This is a genomic window from Streptomyces sp. Y2F8-2, from assembly GCF_014905555.1.
GTDB classification, from domain to species: domain Bacteria; phylum Actinomycetota; class Actinomycetes; order Streptomycetales; family Streptomycetaceae; genus Streptomyces; species Streptomyces cynarae.
This window is the reverse complement of the sequence record NZ_BNGS01000008.1, coordinates 63,349-81,027: the sequence shown is the minus strand read 5'-3', so window position 1 is coordinate 81,027 and position 17,679 is coordinate 63,349. Positions and strand designations below refer to the sequence as shown.

Genomic DNA, 17,679 nt, shown 5'->3' with positions numbered 1-17,679 from the left:
CGCAGGTTCGCCCCGAGGAGGGTGCGCCGCAGGGTGAAGCGGTCCGAACGGGTGAGTGAGAACTCCCGCGGCCGCTCGGCGCGGGGGGTGCCGCCGCGGACCGCGTCAGGCCTGGACCTGCGACGGTCGCTCCGCCGGAACCGGTGCGGGCTCTTCGGACGCCCGCCGGCGCCGCACGTACCGGCCCGTGAGCCAGGCGCCCAGGGCCACCACGAGCCCGAGTCCGAGCAGCACCCAGGAGACCAGGCGCAGGGTCTCGGTGAGCGCGTCGTAGACCGCGCCGGCCGCCGGGTGCGAGACGTCCGGTGGCAGGTCCGCCAGCGTCATGCGGCGCCCCACCGCGATCGCGACCCCGAGCAGGGCCGCGCCCAGCGCGGTGCCGAGGCCGGTCGCCAGCACGGCGCGGCGGCGGCAGACGGCCACCAGGATGCCGGTCACCGAGAAGGCCACGGTGGCGACGGGAAGCCAGAAGCCCGCGAATTCGAGCACGTGGAACCCCTTCCGGAGCTTCGTCAGGTCCTGCGACTGCAGCAGCGTGATCTCGGTGTGCGTGACGGGGATGCGGCCCGCGAACGGCACATGATCGTCGGCGAGCTGCTGCTTCATGCGCTCGGTGACGGGAGCGAGGTCGAGGGTGACGGGCCCGTCGCCGCGGTCGTCGTCGTGCAGCGCGCGTATCACGGCGTCGTGCGCGCTGAGGTTCGCGGTGTCCCAGGCGGCGCGGAAGGCCTCCGTGTCCGTGAACGAGCGCACCGCGTCGTGGACGAAGGCGTGCATGGAGCCCCGCAGGGGCGGGCTGACGCGCACCTCGCGCATGATGCCGTCGGTGACGGCACCGGCGATGGCGTCGCGGACCTCGGCGTCGGAGGCGAGCGGGGCGGTGCTGGCCGCGTAGCGGTCGGCGTCCTCGATGCCGAACCTCGCCCACGCGGCGAGCACGCCGAGCGGTGCGAGCAGACACGCGAGGCCGACCAGTACGGCGGACAGGACGCTGCGAACACGTCGGGACACGCCACCAGCGAAACGTCGGCACGGACGACGCGCGAGCGGACCGCCTGCAAACGGGTGGACGGGACGGCGGAGCGCGTGACCACGGACGGGCGCGGTCCCGGCCGGCCGGGCCGGTGGGGGCCTCGGCGCCGGGCCCGCGCGACGGCGTCCGCGGACGGGTCAGCCGGCCGGGCGGCCCTCGCCGTCCGCGTGCGCGGCGTAGTGGGAGAACGTCGAGTAGCGGTAGCAGTCGAACAGGAACACGGCCAGCGCGACCACGAGCGCCAGACCCGCCGCGTGCAGCACGCTCACATTGGTCTGGATGTAGAGGAAGCCGAGCGTGATGCCCGTGAACGCGCCCCACACCGCCGCGTGCGCTCCGCGCCGAAGGCGCGGCGTCATGACGAACAGGGCGGAGCACAGCACCGTGAAGACGATCGTGCAGGCGAAGCCGAACACGAGGTTCCAGCCGGTGATGGGGCCGCCCTGGCGACGGTTGGCCGCGGCCCAGTAGCCGTAGAGGAGGCCGATGGCGAGCGGCACGGCCAGCCGTCCGAGGCGGTGCACGCGCCGGTCGAAGAGGTCCGGCGGCCGATGGGCCGGGACGAGAGCGCGGGAGGTGGTGGCGGGTGGGTGCGGGGTCCTGGATGCGGGTGCCGCGTGAGCCATGGGAGCACTCCTCTCTCCTCGCCCCTGCACACCAGGGCACACCCTGGCGGGGGCGGCGGGCAAGTCGGGATGCGAGGGCTTTCGGAGCATGTTTCGCTGGGGCTCATGAGGATCGTCCTGTTCGGCGCGACCGGGATGGTGGGCAGCCGGATCGCCGCGGAGGCGACGCGGCGCGGACACCGGGTGACGGCCGTCAGCCGCTCCGGCCGGTCGCCGGTGCCGGGGGTGACCGCGACGGCGGCGGACGCGTCGGATCCGGCGAAGGTCGCGGAGCTGGCGAGGGGGGCGGACGCGGTGGTGAGCGCGTGCGCACCGCCCCGGGACGGCACGGACCCGGAGGAGCCCTTCCTCGCGATCAACCGGGCGATCGTGCAGGGCACCCGGGACGCAGGAGTGCGGCGGCTGATGGTGGTCGGCGGCGCGGGCAGCCTGGAGGTCGCGCCCGGGGAGGCGCTGTACGACCAGCCCGGTTTTCCTGAGGCGGTCCGGGCGGAGGCGCTGACGCACGGCACGGCCCTGGACTTCTACCGCACGGTGGACGACCTGGACTGGACGTACGTCTCCCCCGCCGCCGAGATCGCCCCCGGGGAGCGCACGGGCCGCTTCCGGGTGGGAGGCGAACAGTTGCTGACCGACGCGGAGGGCCGCAGCCGGATCAGCGCGGAGGACTACGCGGCGGCGTTCCTCGACGAACTGGAACAGGGCGCCCATGTACGCGCCCGCATGTCCGTGGCGTACTGACGAATTGACGAAGCGCGCGACCGACGGACTGACGACACTGGCGAACCGCAGGCAGGTCCGGTGCGCACGAGACGAGCCCCCGACGACCGACCGGAGGAAGGCCGGAGGGAAGAGGACGGCGCCGTACGCCGGCGAGAGGACACCCCACGGCTGGGCCCGCGCGCCGGTGGCCGAGGACCCGCGCGCGGCGGACCCCGCCCGCCTGGTCCCGCTGGTGCGCGACGGCACCCTGCCCCCTGCCGCGGCCGTCTGGCCGACGACACGACGATCTTCGCGGTCCGGCCCCGCCCGTCCGTCGCCCGCTGAGCGTTCGCCGGACTCCGTCGCCCCTTTGCAGGCGCAGAGGTTACGGTGCTGACGTACATCGATGGGGGAGGGAACGATGCCCGGAACCGTGCTGCTGCTCGCGGCCTCGCCGGCGGGCAAGGGATGCCTGGTGGACGCGGCCTCCGTGCTTCCGGTGCTCGCGGCCGTCGCCCCGCCGGTGCTCTCCGGCACGGACACGGCGAACGTCGTCGAACTTGCCGACCCGCTGGAGCCGCAGGCCGTCCTCACCCGGCTGCGGGCCGCCGCGGCCGCCCCCGTCCCGCTGACGGTGTTCCTCACCGGGCAGCTCCAGCTCGACCGCCGCCAGCACCTGCCGCACCTGGCGCTGGCCCGCACCACCCCGGCCACCGTCCGCTACACCGGCTTCCCCTGGCACTGGTTCCGTGAGGAGCTGAGGCTGCGCCCGCCCGGTGCGACGACCGTGTTCGCCGATCTGCACGCGGATCCGGAGACCTGGCAGCACCTGCGCGGCGTCGCGCCCGACTGCGGCCCCGCCGTCACCCTCTACGGCCGGGTCGCCCCACCGCCCCCGCGCCGCGCGCTCGCCACCCCCACCTACATGAAGGCCGTTGCGACCCTGCTCCGCAGCGGCCACCGCCCCGACCCGGCCACCCTCCACCACCAGGCGGTGACCCGGGCCTACGCGGACGACGGCACGCGGGGGGACATACTGCTCGCCCCGTACCAGCCGCCGGCGCAGCTTCCCGTCCGGAGAAGCCTGCAGCCCGTTCCCGCGCCACCCCCTCATCCGGCCGCGCCCCCCGACCCCCACGCCGCCCTCACTGCAGCCGTCCAGGACGGCCGGCACACGGAGGCCGCCGCGCTGGCCGCACAGTGGGAACAGGCCGCGCTGCGGCAGCACGGGCCCGGCTCGCAGGAGGCGCTGCACTGGATGGAGGTCCGCGCCGACCTCGCGATGCTCGCGGGCGACGCGGGCCGCAGCTGCGAGACCTGGCTGACGGTCGCCGCCGCCCGCCTCGCGGCCGGCCAGTCCCCCGAGGACCCGGCGGTGGAGGCGGCCGTCGACCGCGCCCACCACCAGTGGGGCCGCATGACCGACGCGGCCCGCGCCCGCGAACTGGGCCCCGCCCTTGCGGAGTTGCGCGAACGGGTACCGGGGCGCCGTGAGGGAGCGCTCCGCCACGTCCGTCAGCACCTCGAGGAACTCAGGCAGTCGCAGCGCGTGCCGGGGTAGCGACCGACGGCCGCCGGAAGGCCGGGCCGCGTTCGCCGCGTACGCGACCCGGTGGGAGCCGTCGGGTCGTCAGCGGGCTCAGAGCATGCCACCGGCAAGTGGGCCGGCGCCCCCGACTCGGTCGTCGCGTACCCGGGCCGCGCGCAGCCGGTCGGCGGGCTTTCCCGCGGTCCGGTGCCCGCGCCGGGACAGCTCGGGATGGCGGTGCAGGATCCGGTGGCAGTCCGCCGGGTCGGCGAGCGGGATGTCGGCGGTGAGGTCCGGCGCGGTGCGTGCGGCGGGGGAGCTCACGGGGTCAGCGTAGGCGGCCCGGGATGTCTCCGGGGTGAGTGAGCCCACGGGGGGCCGCCTGTGCGGGGAGCGGCTGCCGGGGTTCCGCGGCCCGGGCCGGGCCCGCGTTGGCGGCGGTGACCAGGGCGGCCACGGCGACGACGGCCGCGCCGAACCCTCTGACGCGACGCGCGGATATGTGTCCGTGGTGCACGGAAGGGCGTGGGGGCACGGCAACCGACCTCGCAATGACAACCGCGGATTAAGCACGTTTAATGCCTCTTCCAAGCTAGGGGCTGGGGCGGGTGCCGGGGAAGAGGATCAGACCGGTTGGCATGTGCCGACAGAAGGTTGACGAGTAGTCAGTAACTGCTCATTGGTAAGTGGGCTTACTGGCATGATGAATCCCATGGCGGAGCGGGACGACCCGGAGACCATCGGGCGCAGGGTGCAGCGGCTGCGGCGGGAACGCGGACTGACCCAGCGGCAGTTGGCCGAGCCGGCCTACACGCCCGCGTACATCTCCACCCTGGAGGCCGGCCGGGTCCGCCCCTCCGACGAGGCGCTCAGGCATCTCGCCGAGCGGCTCGGGGTCGCGTTCGACGAGCTGGCCACCGGGCGTCCGGCCCACCTCGCCACCGGGCTGCGGCTCAGGCTCACCGACGCCCAGCGCACCCTCGCCACCGGTGAGGCCGAGGTGGCCGCCGAGCAGTACGCCGCGCTGCTGGCCGAGGCCGAGGAGCACGGGCTCACCGCCGAGCGGGCCGCCGCCCTGCTGGGGCTCGGCGAGTGCGCGATGGAGCTGGGCGACCTGGTCGCGGGGCGGCAGTACTTCGAGCGGGCCGAGAAGTGCCTGCACGACGCACCGCTGCCGGCCCGCGTCCCGGCACTGCGCGGCCGTGCCGTCTCGCACTACCTCGCCGGTGAACTCCGTTACGCCTGCTACCTGCTGGAGACCACCCTCGACGAGCTGAACCGCTCGGGACTGCACGATCCGGACGCCCTGCTGCTGCTCTACGCGAGCGCCATCGGCCCGTACATGGACATGGGAGCGCACGCCAGGGCGGCTCAGGCGGCCGAGTTCGCCCTCGCGCTGGCGTCCCAGGTCCAGGACCCGGCCCTGGTGGCCCGCATGCACCGTTCCGTGGCGCGTACGCTGCTGGCCGAGGGGCGCCTGGCCGAGGCGGACTCCAACCTCGCCAAGGCCGCCGAGCTGTACCGGCAGCTGCAGATCCGCACCGAGCTGGCCAACTGCCACTGGATGCGCGGCTATCTGTACGCGCAGAACGGCGAACTGGAGCGTGCGGAGCGCGAGTTGCGCGAAGCCCTCGCCATGCTGTCGGAGAAGCGGGCCGCCCTCTACAGCAGCCAGGTCGCGGTCGAGCTGGCGGACGTGCTGCACCGGCGCGGCAGGTCCGCCGAGGCCGCTCGGCTGCTGCGCGACGTCCTCGGTGACATCGGACCCGAGCGCGGCGCGGTGCACTCCGCCGCCGCGCACCGTCTCCTCGGCATCATCGCCGAGGACGGGCGCGACACGGAGGCAGCCGAGGAGCACTACGTGCGCGCGCTCAGCCTGCTGGAACGGGCGGGCGCCGCGGGCGACCTCGCGGACCTGTGCCGGCTGCTCGGCGATCTGTTGCGCCGCACCGGCCGGGTGGAGGCCGCCCTGGACGCCTACCGCACCGGACTCGGCCACCGCACCGCGCCCGGCACGACGACCCTCGGCCCGGCCCCCGCCCAGCCGCCGCTGTGACAGCCCTGGGCCCTGTCTACGGGGTGACGATCGGGAACCCCCGGTCCGGCCGGGAGACGTAGGAGAACAGGCGCTTGAGCAGGCCCCGGTCCCCTTCCGTCTCGATGCCGGCGAGGCCGTGGCCCGCGAGCAGGCCGAGCAGTTCGGGGCGGGTCAGGGTGAGCGTCAGTCCCGCGTGCGGCTTCGGGGTGCGGTGCAGCGGCATGCCGCGGTGGGTGAGCGCGCCGTGCTCGAGGTTGATCCGGTGGCGTCGGTCCTCGTCGATCACCACCAGGTCGATGATCAGGCGTGGCTCCTGGGCCGCGCGCGGCCCGTCGATGCGCACCGCGAGGGCGTCGAGGAGCATGCTCACGGTCAGTTCCGAGGTGAGCTCGGGCGTGTCCGGGGTGACGGCCGGGGCGCTCGCCCCCTCGCGCAGTTCCAGGGCGCCGGTCAGGTAGATGTTCCGCCAGGGCCCGTTCTCGGCGCCGTACCCGAGGCGTTCGTACACCCCTGCCAGGGTCTGCTTCGCCTCCTCGTCGCCCGGGTCGGCGAAGACGAGGTGGTTGAGCAGGGTCGCGGCGAAGCGCAGGTCACCGGCCTCCACGTACCGTCGGGCCGCCGCGAGCGTCGCCTCCGGACCGCCCGCCACCTCCACGTACCGCCGCGCGAGGGCGACCGGCGGGTGCTCCCACAGGTGGGCGGGGTTGCCGTCGTACCAGCCCAGGTAGCGCTGGTAGACGGCCTTGACGTTGTGGCTGAGGGACCCGTAGTAGCCGCGTGCGTGCCAGGCGTCCTCCAGCACGGGCGGCAGCCGCAGCTCCTCCGCGATCTCCGGGCCGGTCAGACCGCTGTTGAGCAGCCGGAGCGTCTGGTCGTGCAGATACGCGTACAGGTCGCGCTGCTCCGCCAGCAGGCGTACGACGCTCTCGTGCCCCCAGGTCGGCCAGTGGTGGGAGGCGAAGGCCACGTCGTAGCCGTCGCCGAAGAAGTCGATGGCCTCGTCGAGGTAGCGGGACCAGAGGCGGGCGTCCCGGACGACGGCGCCGCGCAGGGTCAGGATGTTGTGCAGGGTGTGGGTGACGTTCTCCGCCAGGCACAGGGCGCGTTGCTCGGTGAAGAGGAAGTTCATCTCGGCCGGAGCCTCGGTGCCCGGCGTCAGCTGGAACAGGATGCGCACGCCGTCCACGGTCTCCGTCTGCCCGGTGCGGGTGATGTGGACGGTCGGCGGGACGAGGGTGACCGTGCCGGTGGACATGGCGAGGCCGAGGCCTGTGCCGATCTGCCCGTCGGGCGCCTTCGCCAGCCGTTCGCCGTACATGAAGCCGGCGCGGCGGGACATCGCGGGCCCCGCGTACACGTTCTCGCTGACCGCGTGCTGAAGGAACCCGGCCGGCGCGAGCACCGGGACGCCCGCCTCCGCCTCGCGCGGCAGCACCCCGCGGGCGCCCCCGAAGTGGTCGACGTGGGAGTGGGTGTAGATCAGCGCGGTCACGGGCCGCTCACCGCGGTGCCGCCGGTACAGGGCGAGGGCGGCCGCCGCGCACTCGGCGGAGATGAGCGGGTCGACGACGACGACGCCGGCACGGCCCTCGACGAGCGTCATGTTGGCCAGGTCAAGGCCGCGGACCTGGTAGACGCCCTCGCACACCTCGTACAGCCCCTGCCGCGCGCACAGCTGCGACTGCCGCCACAGGCTCGGATGCGCGGTGCCGGGGCACTCCTCGTCCAGGAACCGGTACGCGTCCGCGTCCCACACCACCCGCCCGTCCCGGTCGGTCACCACGCCCGGCTCCAGGGCGGCGACGAAACCGCGGTCGGCGTTCTCGAGGTCGGTCCGGTCCTCGAAGGGCGGCAGGCCGTCACGGGGCGGGGCGTCCATGCGGCCAGCTTGGGGCCGGGGCGGACGGCGGGCCAGCGGTGGGGGACCGTTCGAGGTGCCGGGTGCCGTGTGAGCGACCGCACCGGGACGTCCCGCGCGTCCGGCCGCACTTCCGCTGAGGCCCGCTCCTAGGATGCCGGGCATGGACATGCTGATCTTTTTAATGGTGTTCGCCCTGCTCCTGGCCGGTTTCGCGGGGGTCGAGGCGAGGATCAAACGGACCGATCGCCGGATGGCCCGGGTCGAGCGGAAACTCGACCTGGTCCTCGACCGCTTGGGGCTCCACCAGGGCGACCCGGACCTGGAGCGGGTCGCCGCCCTGCTGCGGGACGGCAAGAACATCCAGGCCATCAAGGTGTACCGCGAGATCACCGGGGCCGATCTGAAGGAGGCGAAGGAGGCCGTGGAGCGGATGGGCTAGGTGCCGCGTGGCCGGGCGGCCGCGCAGGCTTTACTGCGACTTTCTTGCAAGTAGAACTCGGCTGCATGAAAGTGGGTCGCGCAGCACCCAGAGCAGAAAGGCCCCACTCCATGCCTCCGTCCTCCTCCCGGATGCGCCTGTCCATCACGCGGCAGGAGTGGGGCCGGCTGGGCGGCATGGCCGCGTTCGTCCTGGCCCTGCACGTCATCGGGTGGTTCACGCTCGTCGGGATCGTCGCGCCCGAGCACTACACCATCGGCGAGAAGTCGTTCGGCATCGGCATCGGCGTGACCGCGTACACCCTCGGCATGCGGCACGCGTTCGACGCGGACCACATCGCCGCGATCGACAACACCACCCGCAAGCTGATGAGCGAGGGGCAGCGGCCGCTGTCGGTCGGGTTCTGGTTCTCGCTCGGCCACTCCAGCGTCGTCTTCGGACTGGCGCTCTCGCTCTCGCTCGGCGTCAGGACGCTGGCCGGACCGGTCCGCGACGACAACTCCGAGCTGCACGACGTGACCGGCCTCATCGGCACGACGGTCTCCGGCACGTTCCTCTACGTCATCGCCGCGATCAACCTCGTCATCCTGGCCGGCATCTGGAAGGTGTTCCGGCAGATGCGGTCGGGCGAGTTCGACGAGGTGGCGCTGGAGGAGCAGCTGAACAACCGCGGCTTCATGAACCGACTCCTCGGCCGCGTGATGAAGTCGATCACCAAGCCGTGGCAGATGTACCCGCTGGGCCTGCTCTTCGGCCTCGGCTTCGACACGGCGACGGAGATCGCGCTCCTCGTCCTGGCCGGCTCGGGTGCGGCCTCCGGGCTGCCCTGGTACGCGATTCTGTGCCTGCCCGTCCTGTTCGCGGCCGGCATGTCGCTGCTCGACACGATCGACGGGTCGTTCATGAACTTCGCGTACGGGTGGGCGTTCTCCAAGCCGGTCCGCAAGGTCTACTACAACCTCACCATCACGGGCCTGTCCGTGGCCGTGGCACTGATCATCGGCACGACGGAACTGCTCGGCCTGCTCGCCGAGAAGCTCGGCCTGCACGGGGCCTTCTGGGACTGGATCGCCGGCGTCGACCTCAACACCCTGGGCTTCGTGATCGTCGGCCTCTTCTTCGCCACCTGGGTGCTCGCGCTGGTGGTGTGGAAGGTCGGCCGCATCGAGGAGAAGTGGACGGCGGGACTGGCCCGGCCGGAGCCGCAGCCGGTGGAACAGGCGGTGGAGTGAGCACCCGGACGAGCGCCGCGGGGCGGGTGCTTCTCGCGCGATTCCGCCGCCTAGCGGATCGTGTCATTCCTGATGTGGCCGAAACGTGATCGCATTCTGAACTCGTGGTGGTTTCAACGAGGTTGACAGTGTCGTCACCGTGATCGAATATGTGCTCGCGCTGGCTCATGTGACGAAAGAGCCGCTTGTTTCTCTCGACCACTTTCTTCCCGGCCACGGTCCCGGCGGCTTCGTGCTGCCCGCTGCCGTCGGCCGGGTCCGGCCCGTCAAGATGGGGGACCGAATGTCCGACACGAGACGTGTCACCGTGCGCCGTCTGCTGGGGGCGGGCGCCGCGGCGCTCACCCTCACCGCCGTCACCGGGGGTGCCGCCTGGGCCTCGGGTACGCCCGGTGGTGGCGGCTGGGACCAGGGGAGCCGCGCGTACGCGTCCGGGAACGGGCCTGGCACCGTCACCGAGGCCGACCACTGCCAGTTCTCCCTGGACGGAAACGCGTTCACCGACTCCGTCCGGGTGGACGACCAGAACCTGAAGCCCACCGAGGACGGCAAGGTCCACATCAAGGTGCGTGCCGCGGGCGACGCGGCGACCTGCACCGCCTCCCTCGCCTCGTACCGCACGCACGGCGCCACCTTCAACACGTCCGGGCTGCAGGTCTTCCACGACTTCGACTCGGTGACGGTGAAGCAGGGCGAGACCGACTCCCTCGACATCTCCGTGCCGGACGCCGGCTGCTTCGCGCAGATCGACCTCTACCGGGGCAAGGTCAAGTTCGACGGGAACCTCGGCGCGCAGGACGGCTTCGAGCACGGTGACGTGCCCAAGGGCCCGGACCGCCCGGTCATCAAGGACAAGCTGATCGCGTCCTGGAACGGCGGTACGAAGGACTGCACGGCCCAGCCGCCGAGCACCCCGGCCACCACCCCGCCCGCGTCGGCCCCGGCCACCACGCCGCCCGCGTCGGCCCCGGTCACCCCGGCGACGCCTGCCTCTCCGTCCGCCTCCGTCTCGACCCCGCCCGCCACCGGCGAGTCGAGCACGCCTCCGGCGCCCACCCCGAACGGCGGCACGTCCACCCCGCCCGGCGGCCTCGCCGAGACCGGTGGCGGCAGCACCGCGCTGCCGATCGCCGCGGGCGCGGCGGCCCTCGTCGCGGCCGGTGCGGGCATCGCGGTCGCCGCCCGGCGCCGTACGACCCGCGGTCGCGCCTGACGCCTCCGGGCGTCCGCTGAACCATCCCCGACGGGCCCGGCGCTCTCGTCCCCCGGAGAGCGCCGGGCCCAATTCTCGCGACTCGGGACCTGTCTCGGACCGTCAGCCGGTGGTCGGCGCCGACCCGGGGGCCGCCGCCGCGCCCGGAGTCGTCGACGGCGGCGGGGTGAAGCCCGGCGGCGGGGAGAGGACCACCGTCGGCTCGCCGGGCTGCGGGGCCGGCGGGGTCAGGCTGGACTTCGGGAGCTTCGGCGGTGTCGTCTCCTGGAACACCAGCGAGTCGAAGTCCACCAGGCCCGTCTGCTCCATGACCGTGATGTGGTCGAGGACGGTGTCGTTGGCCACGTCGGCCAGCTGGCGGACCAGCGTGTTCTTCGTGGTGGCACGGATGTTGGCGATGGCGGGGAAGATCTGTCCGTGCGTCAGCCGCAGGATGTTCGCGAGGTCGCTGTCGAACTGCTTGCCCGTGTCGTTGGTCAGCGTCGTCACGAATCCCTGCTGCTGGGGGCTCGGCTGGTTGGGCAGCGTGATGCCCAGCTCCGCGGCCACCTTCCGGTCGACGGCGTCGAGGTTGACGTGTCCGTTGACCAGATGCGCCCCGGCGGTGCGTACGGCCGGGGTCGTGCCCTTCTTCATGGCCAGTTCACCGGACGGGAACTCCCACAGGCCGGCCGCCCGTACCTTGACGACGAAGTCGCGGTCCGCCTCGGTGAGGGGTCCCGCCGAGGTGTTCGCGATCACGCGTGAGGGGGCGCTGGAGACCGTCTGCACTCCCAGCATCGACGGATAGACGAGCGCCGTCAGTGTCAGGGTGAGGGCGCCCGTCACGAAGAGGGTTCCCGCCGCGGTCCGCGAAATGCGCATGGCACCTCCTGGTTGTTCCAACGCCCAGGGGTACGGGTGCGACCGGAGCCGGAAACCTTTTCCACAGGCAAAATCCACGGCCCACGCTGTGGGGGCCGTCACACCGTCGATCGGCACGTCCGGCATGCCGCCGTCGGTCACACCACGGGCCGCGCGCGTCCGCCTCGGCAGACTGAGGGCGTGGCGGTCCCGGGAGGGGAGGTCGGGTGCCCGTTATGTTCGATCCGAACATCCGACAGTCGGAGCCGTCATGCAGAAGACAGAGGAACTGGCCGAGGAGGCGGAGGCGGGCGCCGCGGTCCCCGCGGCGCCCGAGCGCGTCCCCGCCCGCGGCCGGCCCGCGTTCTGGCCGCTGCTGCTGGCGGCGGCCGTCCTCGCCGGTCCGGCGCTGCTCCTGCTCGGCCGGTGGATGGACGCGCCCGCGATGCAGGCGTGGCGCACCGTCTGGCTGGCCATCACCGTGCAGGCGCTGCCCTTCCTGCTGATCGGCACGGCCCTGTCCGGCGCCATCAACGCGTTCGTGCCGGCGACGGCGTTCAGCCGGGCGCTGCCCCGCAACCCCGCGCTCGCCGTTCCGGTCGCCGGGGTCGCCGGGGCGGTGCTGCCCGGCTGCGAGTGCGCGTCGGTGCCGGTCGCGAACAGCCTGATCCGGCGGGGTGTCACCCCGGCCGCCGCGTTCGCGTTCCTGCTGTCGGCTCCGGCCGTCAACCCGGTGGTGCTGACCGCCACCGCCGTCGCCTTCCCCGGCAGCCCCCTGATGGTCCTGGCCCGGCTGCTCGCCTCGCTCGCCACCGCGGCCGTGATGGGCTGGCTGTGGCTCTGGCTCGGCAGGGAGGAGTGGCTGCGGCCGGCCGTGCGCCACACCGGTCACCGACCGGGGCACAGCCGCTGGCGGGAGTTCCGGCTCGGCTTCCAGCACGACTTCCTGCACGCGGGCGGCTTCCTGGTCGTCGGGGCCATGGCGGCGGCCACCTTCAACGTGGCGGTCCCGCGCTCCGTGCTCGACGTGTTCTCCGGCTCGACCTGGCTGTCGGTGCTGTTCCTCGCGGGGCTCGCCGTCGTGCTCGCGGTGTGCTCCGAGGCGGACGCCTTCGTGGCCGCCTCGCTCACCGGCTTCTCGCCCGTGGCGCGGCTGGCCTTCATGGTGGTGGGGCCGATGGTCGACCTCAAGCTGATCGCCCTTCAGGCGGGCACGTTCGGACGGGCGTTCGCGGTCCGCTTCTCCACCGCCACAACCGTCGTGGCGGTGGCGTGCAGCGCGCTGATCGGAGGGGCCCTGCTGTGAAACGGCCCTTCCCGGCGGTCCTGCTCGTCCTCAGCGGCCTCGGTCTGCTGCACGCCTCGCTCTTCACCGACCTGTGCCTGAGGTACGTGCGGCCGGGACTGCGCCCGTATCTGATCGCCTCCGGGGCGCTGCTGCTCGTGCTCGGACTGGCGAGCGCGGCCCTCGACCGCGGGCGGGGCAGCCACGCCGAGCACGGCGGTCACGGCGACACCGGCCACGGCCACGACCACTCCGCCGCACCCCGTGTCGCCTGGCTGCTGTTCCTGCCCGCGCTGAGCCTGCTCCTCTATGCCCCGCCCGCCCTCGGCTCGTACACCGCCTCCCGTGAGCCCGCCAGGGCCGTCGCGCAGCAGCGGCACTTCGAACCGCTGCCCGCGGCCTCGCCGCTGCCGATGACGCTCACGGAGTTCACCAGCCGTGTGCAGCAGGACCGTGCGCAGGCCATCAAGGGGCGCAGCGTCACGTTGACCGGATTCGTCACGCCGGACGAGCGAGGCGGGGGCTGGTACCTGACCCGGATCATCTTCTCGTGCTGCGCTGCGGACGCCCAGTCCGTGAAGGTACGGATCCACGGGTCCCCGGCGCTGCCGGCCGACACCTGGGTGGCCGTCACGGGCACCTGGCACCCCGGCGGGACGCTGGGCACACGGTCGGCGCCGGCCGCGCTGGACGCCGGTACCGTCGAGCGGGTGGACAAGCCGGTGAACGCGTACACGGACGACCTGCCGCTGACGCCGTCCCGCTGACGGCGTGCCGCTGAGGGGGTGCCGCTGGCGGCGTGACTGTGACGGTGTGCCGCCGAGGCGGGGAGTCCGTCGCGCTCGCCGTACACCTGGGTGAACCAACGCCCAAGCGCTGCCCATGACTTCACAACCCGGTGCATTCGCCCGGACAAACCTTCAACCAAGCTTCTCCCGGTCCCGCAAAGGGGTCTACCCGCATAGACGCTCCGGTGCTGTCATGCTCACGACCGCCTGGAATCGTGCCGGGCACCCCCACCGGGAGACTCCCCATGTCCCGAATACCGCGCCCCCTGGTGACCACCCTGTCCACCCTCGCCCTCGCCGCCGCGGGCCTGACCGTCACCACCGGCAGCGCGCACGCGCAGTCGTGCAGCCAGGACTACCTGCCCCTCCCCGACCCCAGCTGCCAGCCCGGCGCCCTCAACCCGGACGTCACGCAGGACACCATCGACTCCACGATCTGTGTCTCCGGCTGGACCGCGACCGTGCGGCCGTCGAGCTCGTACACCACCGCGCTGAAGAAGAAGCAGATCGTCGAGTACGGCTACAGCGACACCAGCACCTCGGACTACGAGGAAGACCACTTCGTGCCGCTCGAACTCGGCGGCGCGCCCAGGAGCGAGCTGAACCTCTGGCCCGAACCGCATTACGGCGACGAGACCTCGGCCGACAAGGATGTCGTCGAGAACAAGCTCAAGAAGGCCGTCTGCGCGGGCGACGTCAGCCTGGAGGACGCCCAGAACGCGATCATCACGGACTGGACGACCGCGCTCTCCAGCCTCGGCCTGAGCTGAGCCCCGGGCCTGTCAGGGCCTCTAGGCCATCCAGAAGAACACGGCCGTCATGCGCCTGTCCTCCAGGTCGCCGCCCCAGTAACCCGTGGCGCTGTGCATGAGGTTGGCCTTGTACAGGAGCAGCCGGTTGTAGCGCTGTGGCACGCGGACGTCCTCGGTGAACGCGTCCGGCGAGACGTACCGCGTGCCCAGCGCCTCGACCAGGTTCGTGTGCGGCGCCTGCACCATGTTGCCGCCGAGGACGCCGCCCGGCAGGCTCTGCCGGTAGAAGCTCGTGCCGCAGTCCTTGGGGATGTTCGGGCTGAGGTAGAGCACGGCGGCGTACCGGCACAGGGCGCGCGAGTCGGTGTGCGGGCGCGGTTCGCCCTCGTCCTTGCCGACGACCTGGACGCAGTTGTGGTTGAGGGTGCCGCCGCCGGGGGCGGTCTCCTGCCAGAGCTTCGCGGCGCCGGTCTCCTTGCGCACCAGCCGCTCGATCCGGGCGAGTTCGGCCGGTTCGAGACCGGGCATGGTGCGCATCCCCGGCCAGCTCTCCTGCGTGTACGGGTGTCCCTTGACCCAGTCGTCCTTGGCGAGACAGCGGGCCCGGACCTCGTCCACGTTCGGCAGCACGTCGTCGAGGATCCAGTAGTCGCGGCCACGGGTGGGCTTGCGGTACGGCAGGACGGGCAGACGCGGGGGTTGTGGGGGCATGCCGGTGAACCTACAGTTCGCCCCCACCGTCGTTTCTTTTCGTTCGGTCAAGCCTTCGTCAACTCAACTGGCATGATCGGCAGGCAAGTTGAGCCGGGCGTCACGGCGTCGGCGCGGCCGGGCTCGATCGGCCCGTCTCCTGCGGTGTCTCCGCCGAACTGCTGTCCGGGCTGAACACCGACATGCCCACGTACATCGCCGTGAGGAACAGCAGCGCCGCGGCGATCAGCCCGACCGCGCGCGGCCGTCCGGCGACGAACGTGCGCAGCGAGGGCCGCGCGCGCCGGTTGCCCGACGACGACCGCGGGCGGGCGGCGCGGTGGCCGGGCAGCGCGGACGGGAGTTTGTACGTCGTCGCCGGGCCCTCCGTCCGGGGCGGGACCGGCGACTGAGGGGCCGGGACCGGGATCGGTGCCGCTGCCGGGACCGGTGCCGCGGCCGGAAGCGGTTCCGGGCGGCCCCGCCAGGCGCCCGTGGCGAACCAGTCGGCGGCCTGCCGTGCCGTGGGCCGGTCCTCGGGCCGCTTGGCGAGCAGGCTCAGCAGATAGTTCTCGAAAGCGGGCGGGAGGGCGGCACCCAGCTCGCGCGGGGGTACGGGCGTCGCGTCCAGGTGCTGGTGCAGGATCGCGATCGGGCTGTCGGCGCGGAACGGAGGCCGTCCGGTGAGGAGTTGGTAGAGGACGCAGCCGAGCGAGTACACGTCGCTGGCCGGTCCCGCGGGCTTGCCCAGGGCGCGCTCGGGCGCGATGTACAGGCTCGTACCGACGATCTGCCCGGTCGCGGTGAGCGCTCCCGACGGGTCGTCCATGAAGCGGGCGATGCCGAAGTCGCCGATCTTCAGGGTGCCGCCCGCGTCGAGGAGCAGGTTGCCGGGCTTGATGTCGCGGTGCACGATGCCCTGTTCGTGCGCCACTGCGAGCCCGGCCGCCGCCTGGGCCGCGATGGCCGCGACCTGTTCGGCGGGCAACGGCCCGTCGTCGGCGAGCACCCGGGCGAGGCTGTCGCCCTCCACCAGCTCCATCACCAGGAACAGCCGCCCCTCGTGCTCCCCGAAGTCGAGCACACCGACCACGTGCGGGTGGTGGAGCCGGCCCGCGGTCTGTGCCTCGAGGCGGAAACGGGAGTCCGCGGTGGGGTCGGCGTTCCGGTCGAGCAGCACCTTGACGGCGACGGGACGGCCGAGCATCTGGTCGTACGCCCGCCAGACCTCTCCCATCGCGCCACGTCCGATGGTGGTGTTCAGCTGGTACCGGCCCGCGATCAGCACCTGTTGTTTCATCCTCATGCCGGGAGACGAATGCCGTGCGACGACTCGACCGCCGCCGGACAGGATTCCGCCAGGGCGGGTGGGGGTGGGGTGCCGCAGCGGATCACAGCCTACTGGCACGGACACACGATTCGATCACGGTCTCCCCCATCCGGTGACCACCGGGTGACGGTCCGGCCGCGCAATCCTCGCGTGTCCGACACTCCTGGCCGACCGGACCCCGGTGGGAGCGGGACCGAACGCCGGGGCGCCGGGCCCGGGTTCGTGAGCGCATCCCGTGGACACGCCGAAACCGCCCGCCCGCGGGATCGCGGGGGGCGGCGAGTGGCCGTGGTGGCGTTCGCCTGCGGTCAGCCGAGGCAGACGACGAGCAGGCAGACCTGCGACGGCGAGGTGGCCGCCGGGGACGGAGCGGTCTGCGAGGTGCCCGGGTCCGTGCCGCCGCCGGTGCCGGTGGTCGGGGAGGACGGCTGCTGGGACGTCCCCGTGGACGACGAGGAGGACGAGGAGTCCGTTCCCGACCGGGAGGGGGAGTTCGCCGTCGTGTGACCGGTGCCCGACGTACCCGTGCCCGCCGCACCTGTCGTGCCCGCCGTGTGCGTCGTACGGGTGGAGGTGGCCGTGTGCGGCTGAGCGGCCGACGGCGTGGCATGGGCCGAGACCGGCGAGGACAGTCGGGCCGGGTCGGCCGCGGGGGACTGCGCAGTGGGGGTGTGCGCTGCCCGGGGCGCGCCGGAGCCCGGGGTGCCGGAGCGGGGCGGCGCCGGACTGCTGTACAGCGACGTCGGTTCCTCCGCACCGCCGAGGGCCGACGCCTCCGGAGCCGGGGCCGCCTGGGCGCGGTCGGCGGTGTGCCGGTCCATCGAGGCCACGGTCAGACCGCCTCCGACGAGGGCGACGGCGGTCGCCACCAGGGCCTTGCGCTGGGTCTTCTTCCAGCGCGCCAGCCGGCGCCGCCGCGCGGCACGCCCTTCCGTGCGGCGCGTCGGGCCCGTGGGGTCGGCGGGCGGACCGGCGTGCGGGGCCTCGTCGACGTCCGGAGCCGCGAACTCCCATGCCGCCGTGGCCGCCGTCGCCTCCATGACCGGCGTCGCCGTGGTGGCCGGGCCCGGGACGGTGTGGCCGTCGGCGGTGACCGGGGCGATGTCGGGGGCGTAGGCACCGCATCCGGGGCACACCAGGGCGCCGTTGAGATGCCGACGACACGAGGAGCAGTAGTCCATTGCGGTCTTCCTGTGTGGGCTGGCCGCCGCCCCGACGGGCCGCGTTCGCACTTGGAATCGAACGGGTTGCCACGCTAACGGGGTTATCGAAAGACCGTGTGCAGACTGTGTGGGGCTCGTGAGGGGATTCTCCGGGGG

Annotated in this window: 17 protein-coding genes; 9 read left to right on the top strand and 8 right to left on the bottom strand. The window is 72.9% G+C overall.

Annotated features, from left to right (window positions below; genetic code table 11):
- Positions 1-105 precede the first annotated feature (105 nt).
- Both SY2F82_RS25875 and SY2F82_RS25870 read right to left on the bottom strand, forming a co-directional pair.
- A complete protein-coding gene (locus tag SY2F82_RS25875) occupies positions 106-1,011 on the bottom strand; it encodes a hypothetical protein (RefSeq protein ID WP_200421560.1) in 906 nt (301 codons plus the stop codon).
- 159 nt (positions 1,012-1,170) lie between these two features.
- Entirely contained in the window at positions 1,171-1,659 is a 489-nt protein-coding gene (locus tag SY2F82_RS25870; RefSeq protein WP_236041788.1) for a hypothetical protein, read from the bottom strand.
- A 105-nt stretch (positions 1,660-1,764) separates the two neighbouring features.
- Between SY2F82_RS25870 and SY2F82_RS25865 the strand changes: the two genes are divergently transcribed.
- Positions 1,765-2,400 (top strand): NAD(P)-dependent oxidoreductase, encoded by a 636-nt coding sequence (locus tag SY2F82_RS25865; RefSeq protein WP_200421559.1) that lies wholly within the window; start codon positions 1,765-1,767, stop codon positions 2,398-2,400.
- 382 nt (positions 2,401-2,782) lie between these two features.
- Complete coding sequence (locus SY2F82_RS25860; RefSeq protein ID WP_200421558.1) at positions 2,783-3,922, top strand: hypothetical protein; 1,140 nt, start codon at positions 2,783-2,785, stop codon at positions 3,920-3,922.
- Positions 3,923-4,000: 78 nt separating this feature from the next.
- Here SY2F82_RS25860 and SY2F82_RS25855 read toward each other — a convergent pair whose 3' ends face one another.
- On the bottom strand, positions 4,001-4,213 hold the full coding sequence (locus SY2F82_RS25855; protein WP_200421557.1) for a hypothetical protein: 213 nt from the start codon (positions 4,211-4,213) through the stop codon (positions 4,001-4,003).
- A 388-nt stretch (positions 4,214-4,601) separates the two neighbouring features.
- Here SY2F82_RS25855 and SY2F82_RS25850 point away from each other — a divergent pair, with 388 nt between their 5' ends.
- Complete coding sequence (locus SY2F82_RS25850; protein ID WP_200421556.1) at positions 4,602-5,945, top strand: helix-turn-helix transcriptional regulator; 1,344 nt, start codon at positions 4,602-4,604, stop codon at positions 5,943-5,945.
- A 16-nt stretch (positions 5,946-5,961) separates the two neighbouring features.
- On the opposite strand, the gene SY2F82_RS25845 is transcribed toward SY2F82_RS25850, so the two are convergent.
- On the bottom strand, positions 5,962-7,806 hold the full coding sequence (locus SY2F82_RS25845; protein ID WP_200421555.1) for an alkyl/aryl-sulfatase: 1,845 nt from the start codon (positions 7,804-7,806) through the stop codon (positions 5,962-5,964).
- 142 nt (positions 7,807-7,948) lie between these two features.
- Here SY2F82_RS25845 and SY2F82_RS25840 point away from each other — a divergent pair, with 142 nt between their 5' ends.
- From SY2F82_RS25840 to SY2F82_RS25830, 3 genes are all read left to right on the top strand, one after another.
- Entirely contained in the window at positions 7,949-8,227 is a 279-nt protein-coding gene (locus SY2F82_RS25840) for a ribosomal protein L7/L12 (RefSeq protein WP_200421554.1), read from the top strand.
- A 110-nt stretch (positions 8,228-8,337) separates the two neighbouring features.
- Positions 8,338-9,459 carry a HoxN/HupN/NixA family nickel/cobalt transporter gene (locus SY2F82_RS25835; protein ID WP_236041787.1) on the top strand — a complete coding sequence of 374 codons (1,122 nt, stop codon included), beginning with the start codon at positions 8,338-8,340 and terminating at the stop codon, positions 9,457-9,459.
- A gap of 283 nt (positions 9,460-9,742) precedes the next feature.
- On the top strand, positions 9,743-10,672 hold the full coding sequence (locus tag SY2F82_RS25830; RefSeq protein WP_200421552.1) for a hypothetical protein: 930 nt from the start codon (positions 9,743-9,745) through the stop codon (positions 10,670-10,672).
- A gap of 102 nt (positions 10,673-10,774) precedes the next feature.
- Here the strand turns inward: SY2F82_RS25830 and SY2F82_RS25825 are convergent, their stop codons facing one another.
- Positions 10,775-11,536 carry a DUF4142 domain-containing protein gene (locus SY2F82_RS25825; protein ID WP_200421551.1) on the bottom strand — a complete coding sequence of 254 codons (762 nt, stop codon included), beginning with the start codon at positions 11,534-11,536 and terminating at the stop codon, positions 10,775-10,777.
- A 250-nt stretch (positions 11,537-11,786) separates the two neighbouring features.
- Between SY2F82_RS25825 and SY2F82_RS25820 the strand changes: the two genes are divergently transcribed.
- From SY2F82_RS25820 to SY2F82_RS25810, 3 genes are all read left to right on the top strand, one after another.
- A complete protein-coding gene (locus SY2F82_RS25820) occupies positions 11,787-12,821 on the top strand; it encodes a permease (RefSeq protein WP_200421550.1) in 1,035 nt (344 codons plus the stop codon).
- On the top strand, positions 12,818-13,567 hold the full coding sequence (locus SY2F82_RS25815; RefSeq protein WP_200421549.1) for a TIGR03943 family protein: 750 nt from the start codon (positions 12,818-12,820) through the stop codon (positions 13,565-13,567). Before SY2F82_RS25820 ends, SY2F82_RS25815 begins: the two co-directional genes overlap by 4 nt.
- 266 nt (positions 13,568-13,833) lie before the next feature.
- Complete coding sequence (locus SY2F82_RS25810; RefSeq protein WP_200421548.1) at positions 13,834-14,358, top strand: hypothetical protein; 525 nt, start codon at positions 13,834-13,836, stop codon at positions 14,356-14,358.
- 21 nt (positions 14,359-14,379) lie between these two features.
- Here SY2F82_RS25810 and SY2F82_RS25805 read toward each other — a convergent pair whose 3' ends face one another.
- The 3 genes from SY2F82_RS25805 to SY2F82_RS25795 all read right to left on the bottom strand — a co-directional run bounded on the left by SY2F82_RS25805 (position 14,380) and on the right by SY2F82_RS25795 (position 17,541).
- Positions 14,380-15,051 (bottom strand): DUF6445 family protein, encoded by a 672-nt coding sequence (locus tag SY2F82_RS25805; protein WP_200421547.1) that lies wholly within the window; start codon positions 15,049-15,051, stop codon positions 14,380-14,382.
- A gap of 100 nt (positions 15,052-15,151) precedes the next feature.
- On the bottom strand, positions 15,152-16,318 hold the full coding sequence (locus tag SY2F82_RS25800; RefSeq protein WP_200421815.1) for a serine/threonine-protein kinase: 1,167 nt from the start codon (positions 16,316-16,318) through the stop codon (positions 15,152-15,154).
- Positions 16,319-16,668: 350 nt separating this feature from the next.
- Positions 16,669-17,541, bottom strand: coding sequence for a hypothetical protein (locus SY2F82_RS25795; RefSeq protein WP_200421546.1), 873 nt, complete (start codon positions 17,539-17,541; stop codon positions 16,669-16,671).
- Positions 17,542-17,679 lie beyond the last annotated feature (138 nt).

Bases quoted from the DNA above. Each gene is read 5' to 3' on its own strand.
- SY2F82_RS25870 (WP_236041788.1), bottom strand. From the start codon at position 1,659: ATGGCTCACGCGGCACCCGCATCCAGGACCCCGCACCCACCCGCCACC.
- SY2F82_RS25865 (WP_200421559.1), top strand. From the start codon at position 1,765: ATGAGGATCGTCCTGTTCGGCGCGACCGGGATGGTGGGCAGCCGGATC.
- SY2F82_RS25860 (WP_200421558.1), top strand. From the start codon at position 2,783: ATGCCCGGAACCGTGCTGCTGCTCGCGGCCTCGCCGGCGGGCAAGGGA.
- SY2F82_RS25850 (WP_200421556.1), top strand. From the start codon at position 4,602: ATGGCGGAGCGGGACGACCCGGAGACCATCGGGCGCAGGGTGCAGCGG.
- SY2F82_RS25845 (WP_200421555.1), bottom strand. From the start codon at position 7,806: ATGGACGCCCCGCCCCGTGACGGCCTGCCGCCCTTCGAGGACCGGACC.
- SY2F82_RS25840 (WP_200421554.1), top strand. From the start codon at position 7,949: ATGGACATGCTGATCTTTTTAATGGTGTTCGCCCTGCTCCTGGCCGGT.
- SY2F82_RS25835 (WP_236041787.1), top strand. From the start codon at position 8,338: ATGCCTCCGTCCTCCTCCCGGATGCGCCTGTCCATCACGCGGCAGGAG.
- SY2F82_RS25830 (WP_200421552.1), top strand. From the start codon at position 9,743: ATGTCCGACACGAGACGTGTCACCGTGCGCCGTCTGCTGGGGGCGGGC.
- SY2F82_RS25825 (WP_200421551.1), bottom strand. From the start codon at position 11,536: ATGCGCATTTCGCGGACCGCGGCGGGAACCCTCTTCGTGACGGGCGCC.
- SY2F82_RS25820 (WP_200421550.1), top strand. From the start codon at position 11,787: ATGCAGAAGACAGAGGAACTGGCCGAGGAGGCGGAGGCGGGCGCCGCG.
- SY2F82_RS25810 (WP_200421548.1), top strand. From the start codon at position 13,834: ATGTCCCGAATACCGCGCCCCCTGGTGACCACCCTGTCCACCCTCGCC.
- SY2F82_RS25805 (WP_200421547.1), bottom strand. From the start codon at position 15,051: ATGCCCCCACAACCCCCGCGTCTGCCCGTCCTGCCGTACCGCAAGCCC.
- SY2F82_RS25795 (WP_200421546.1), bottom strand. From the start codon at position 17,541: ATGGACTACTGCTCCTCGTGTCGTCGGCATCTCAACGGCGCCCTGGTG.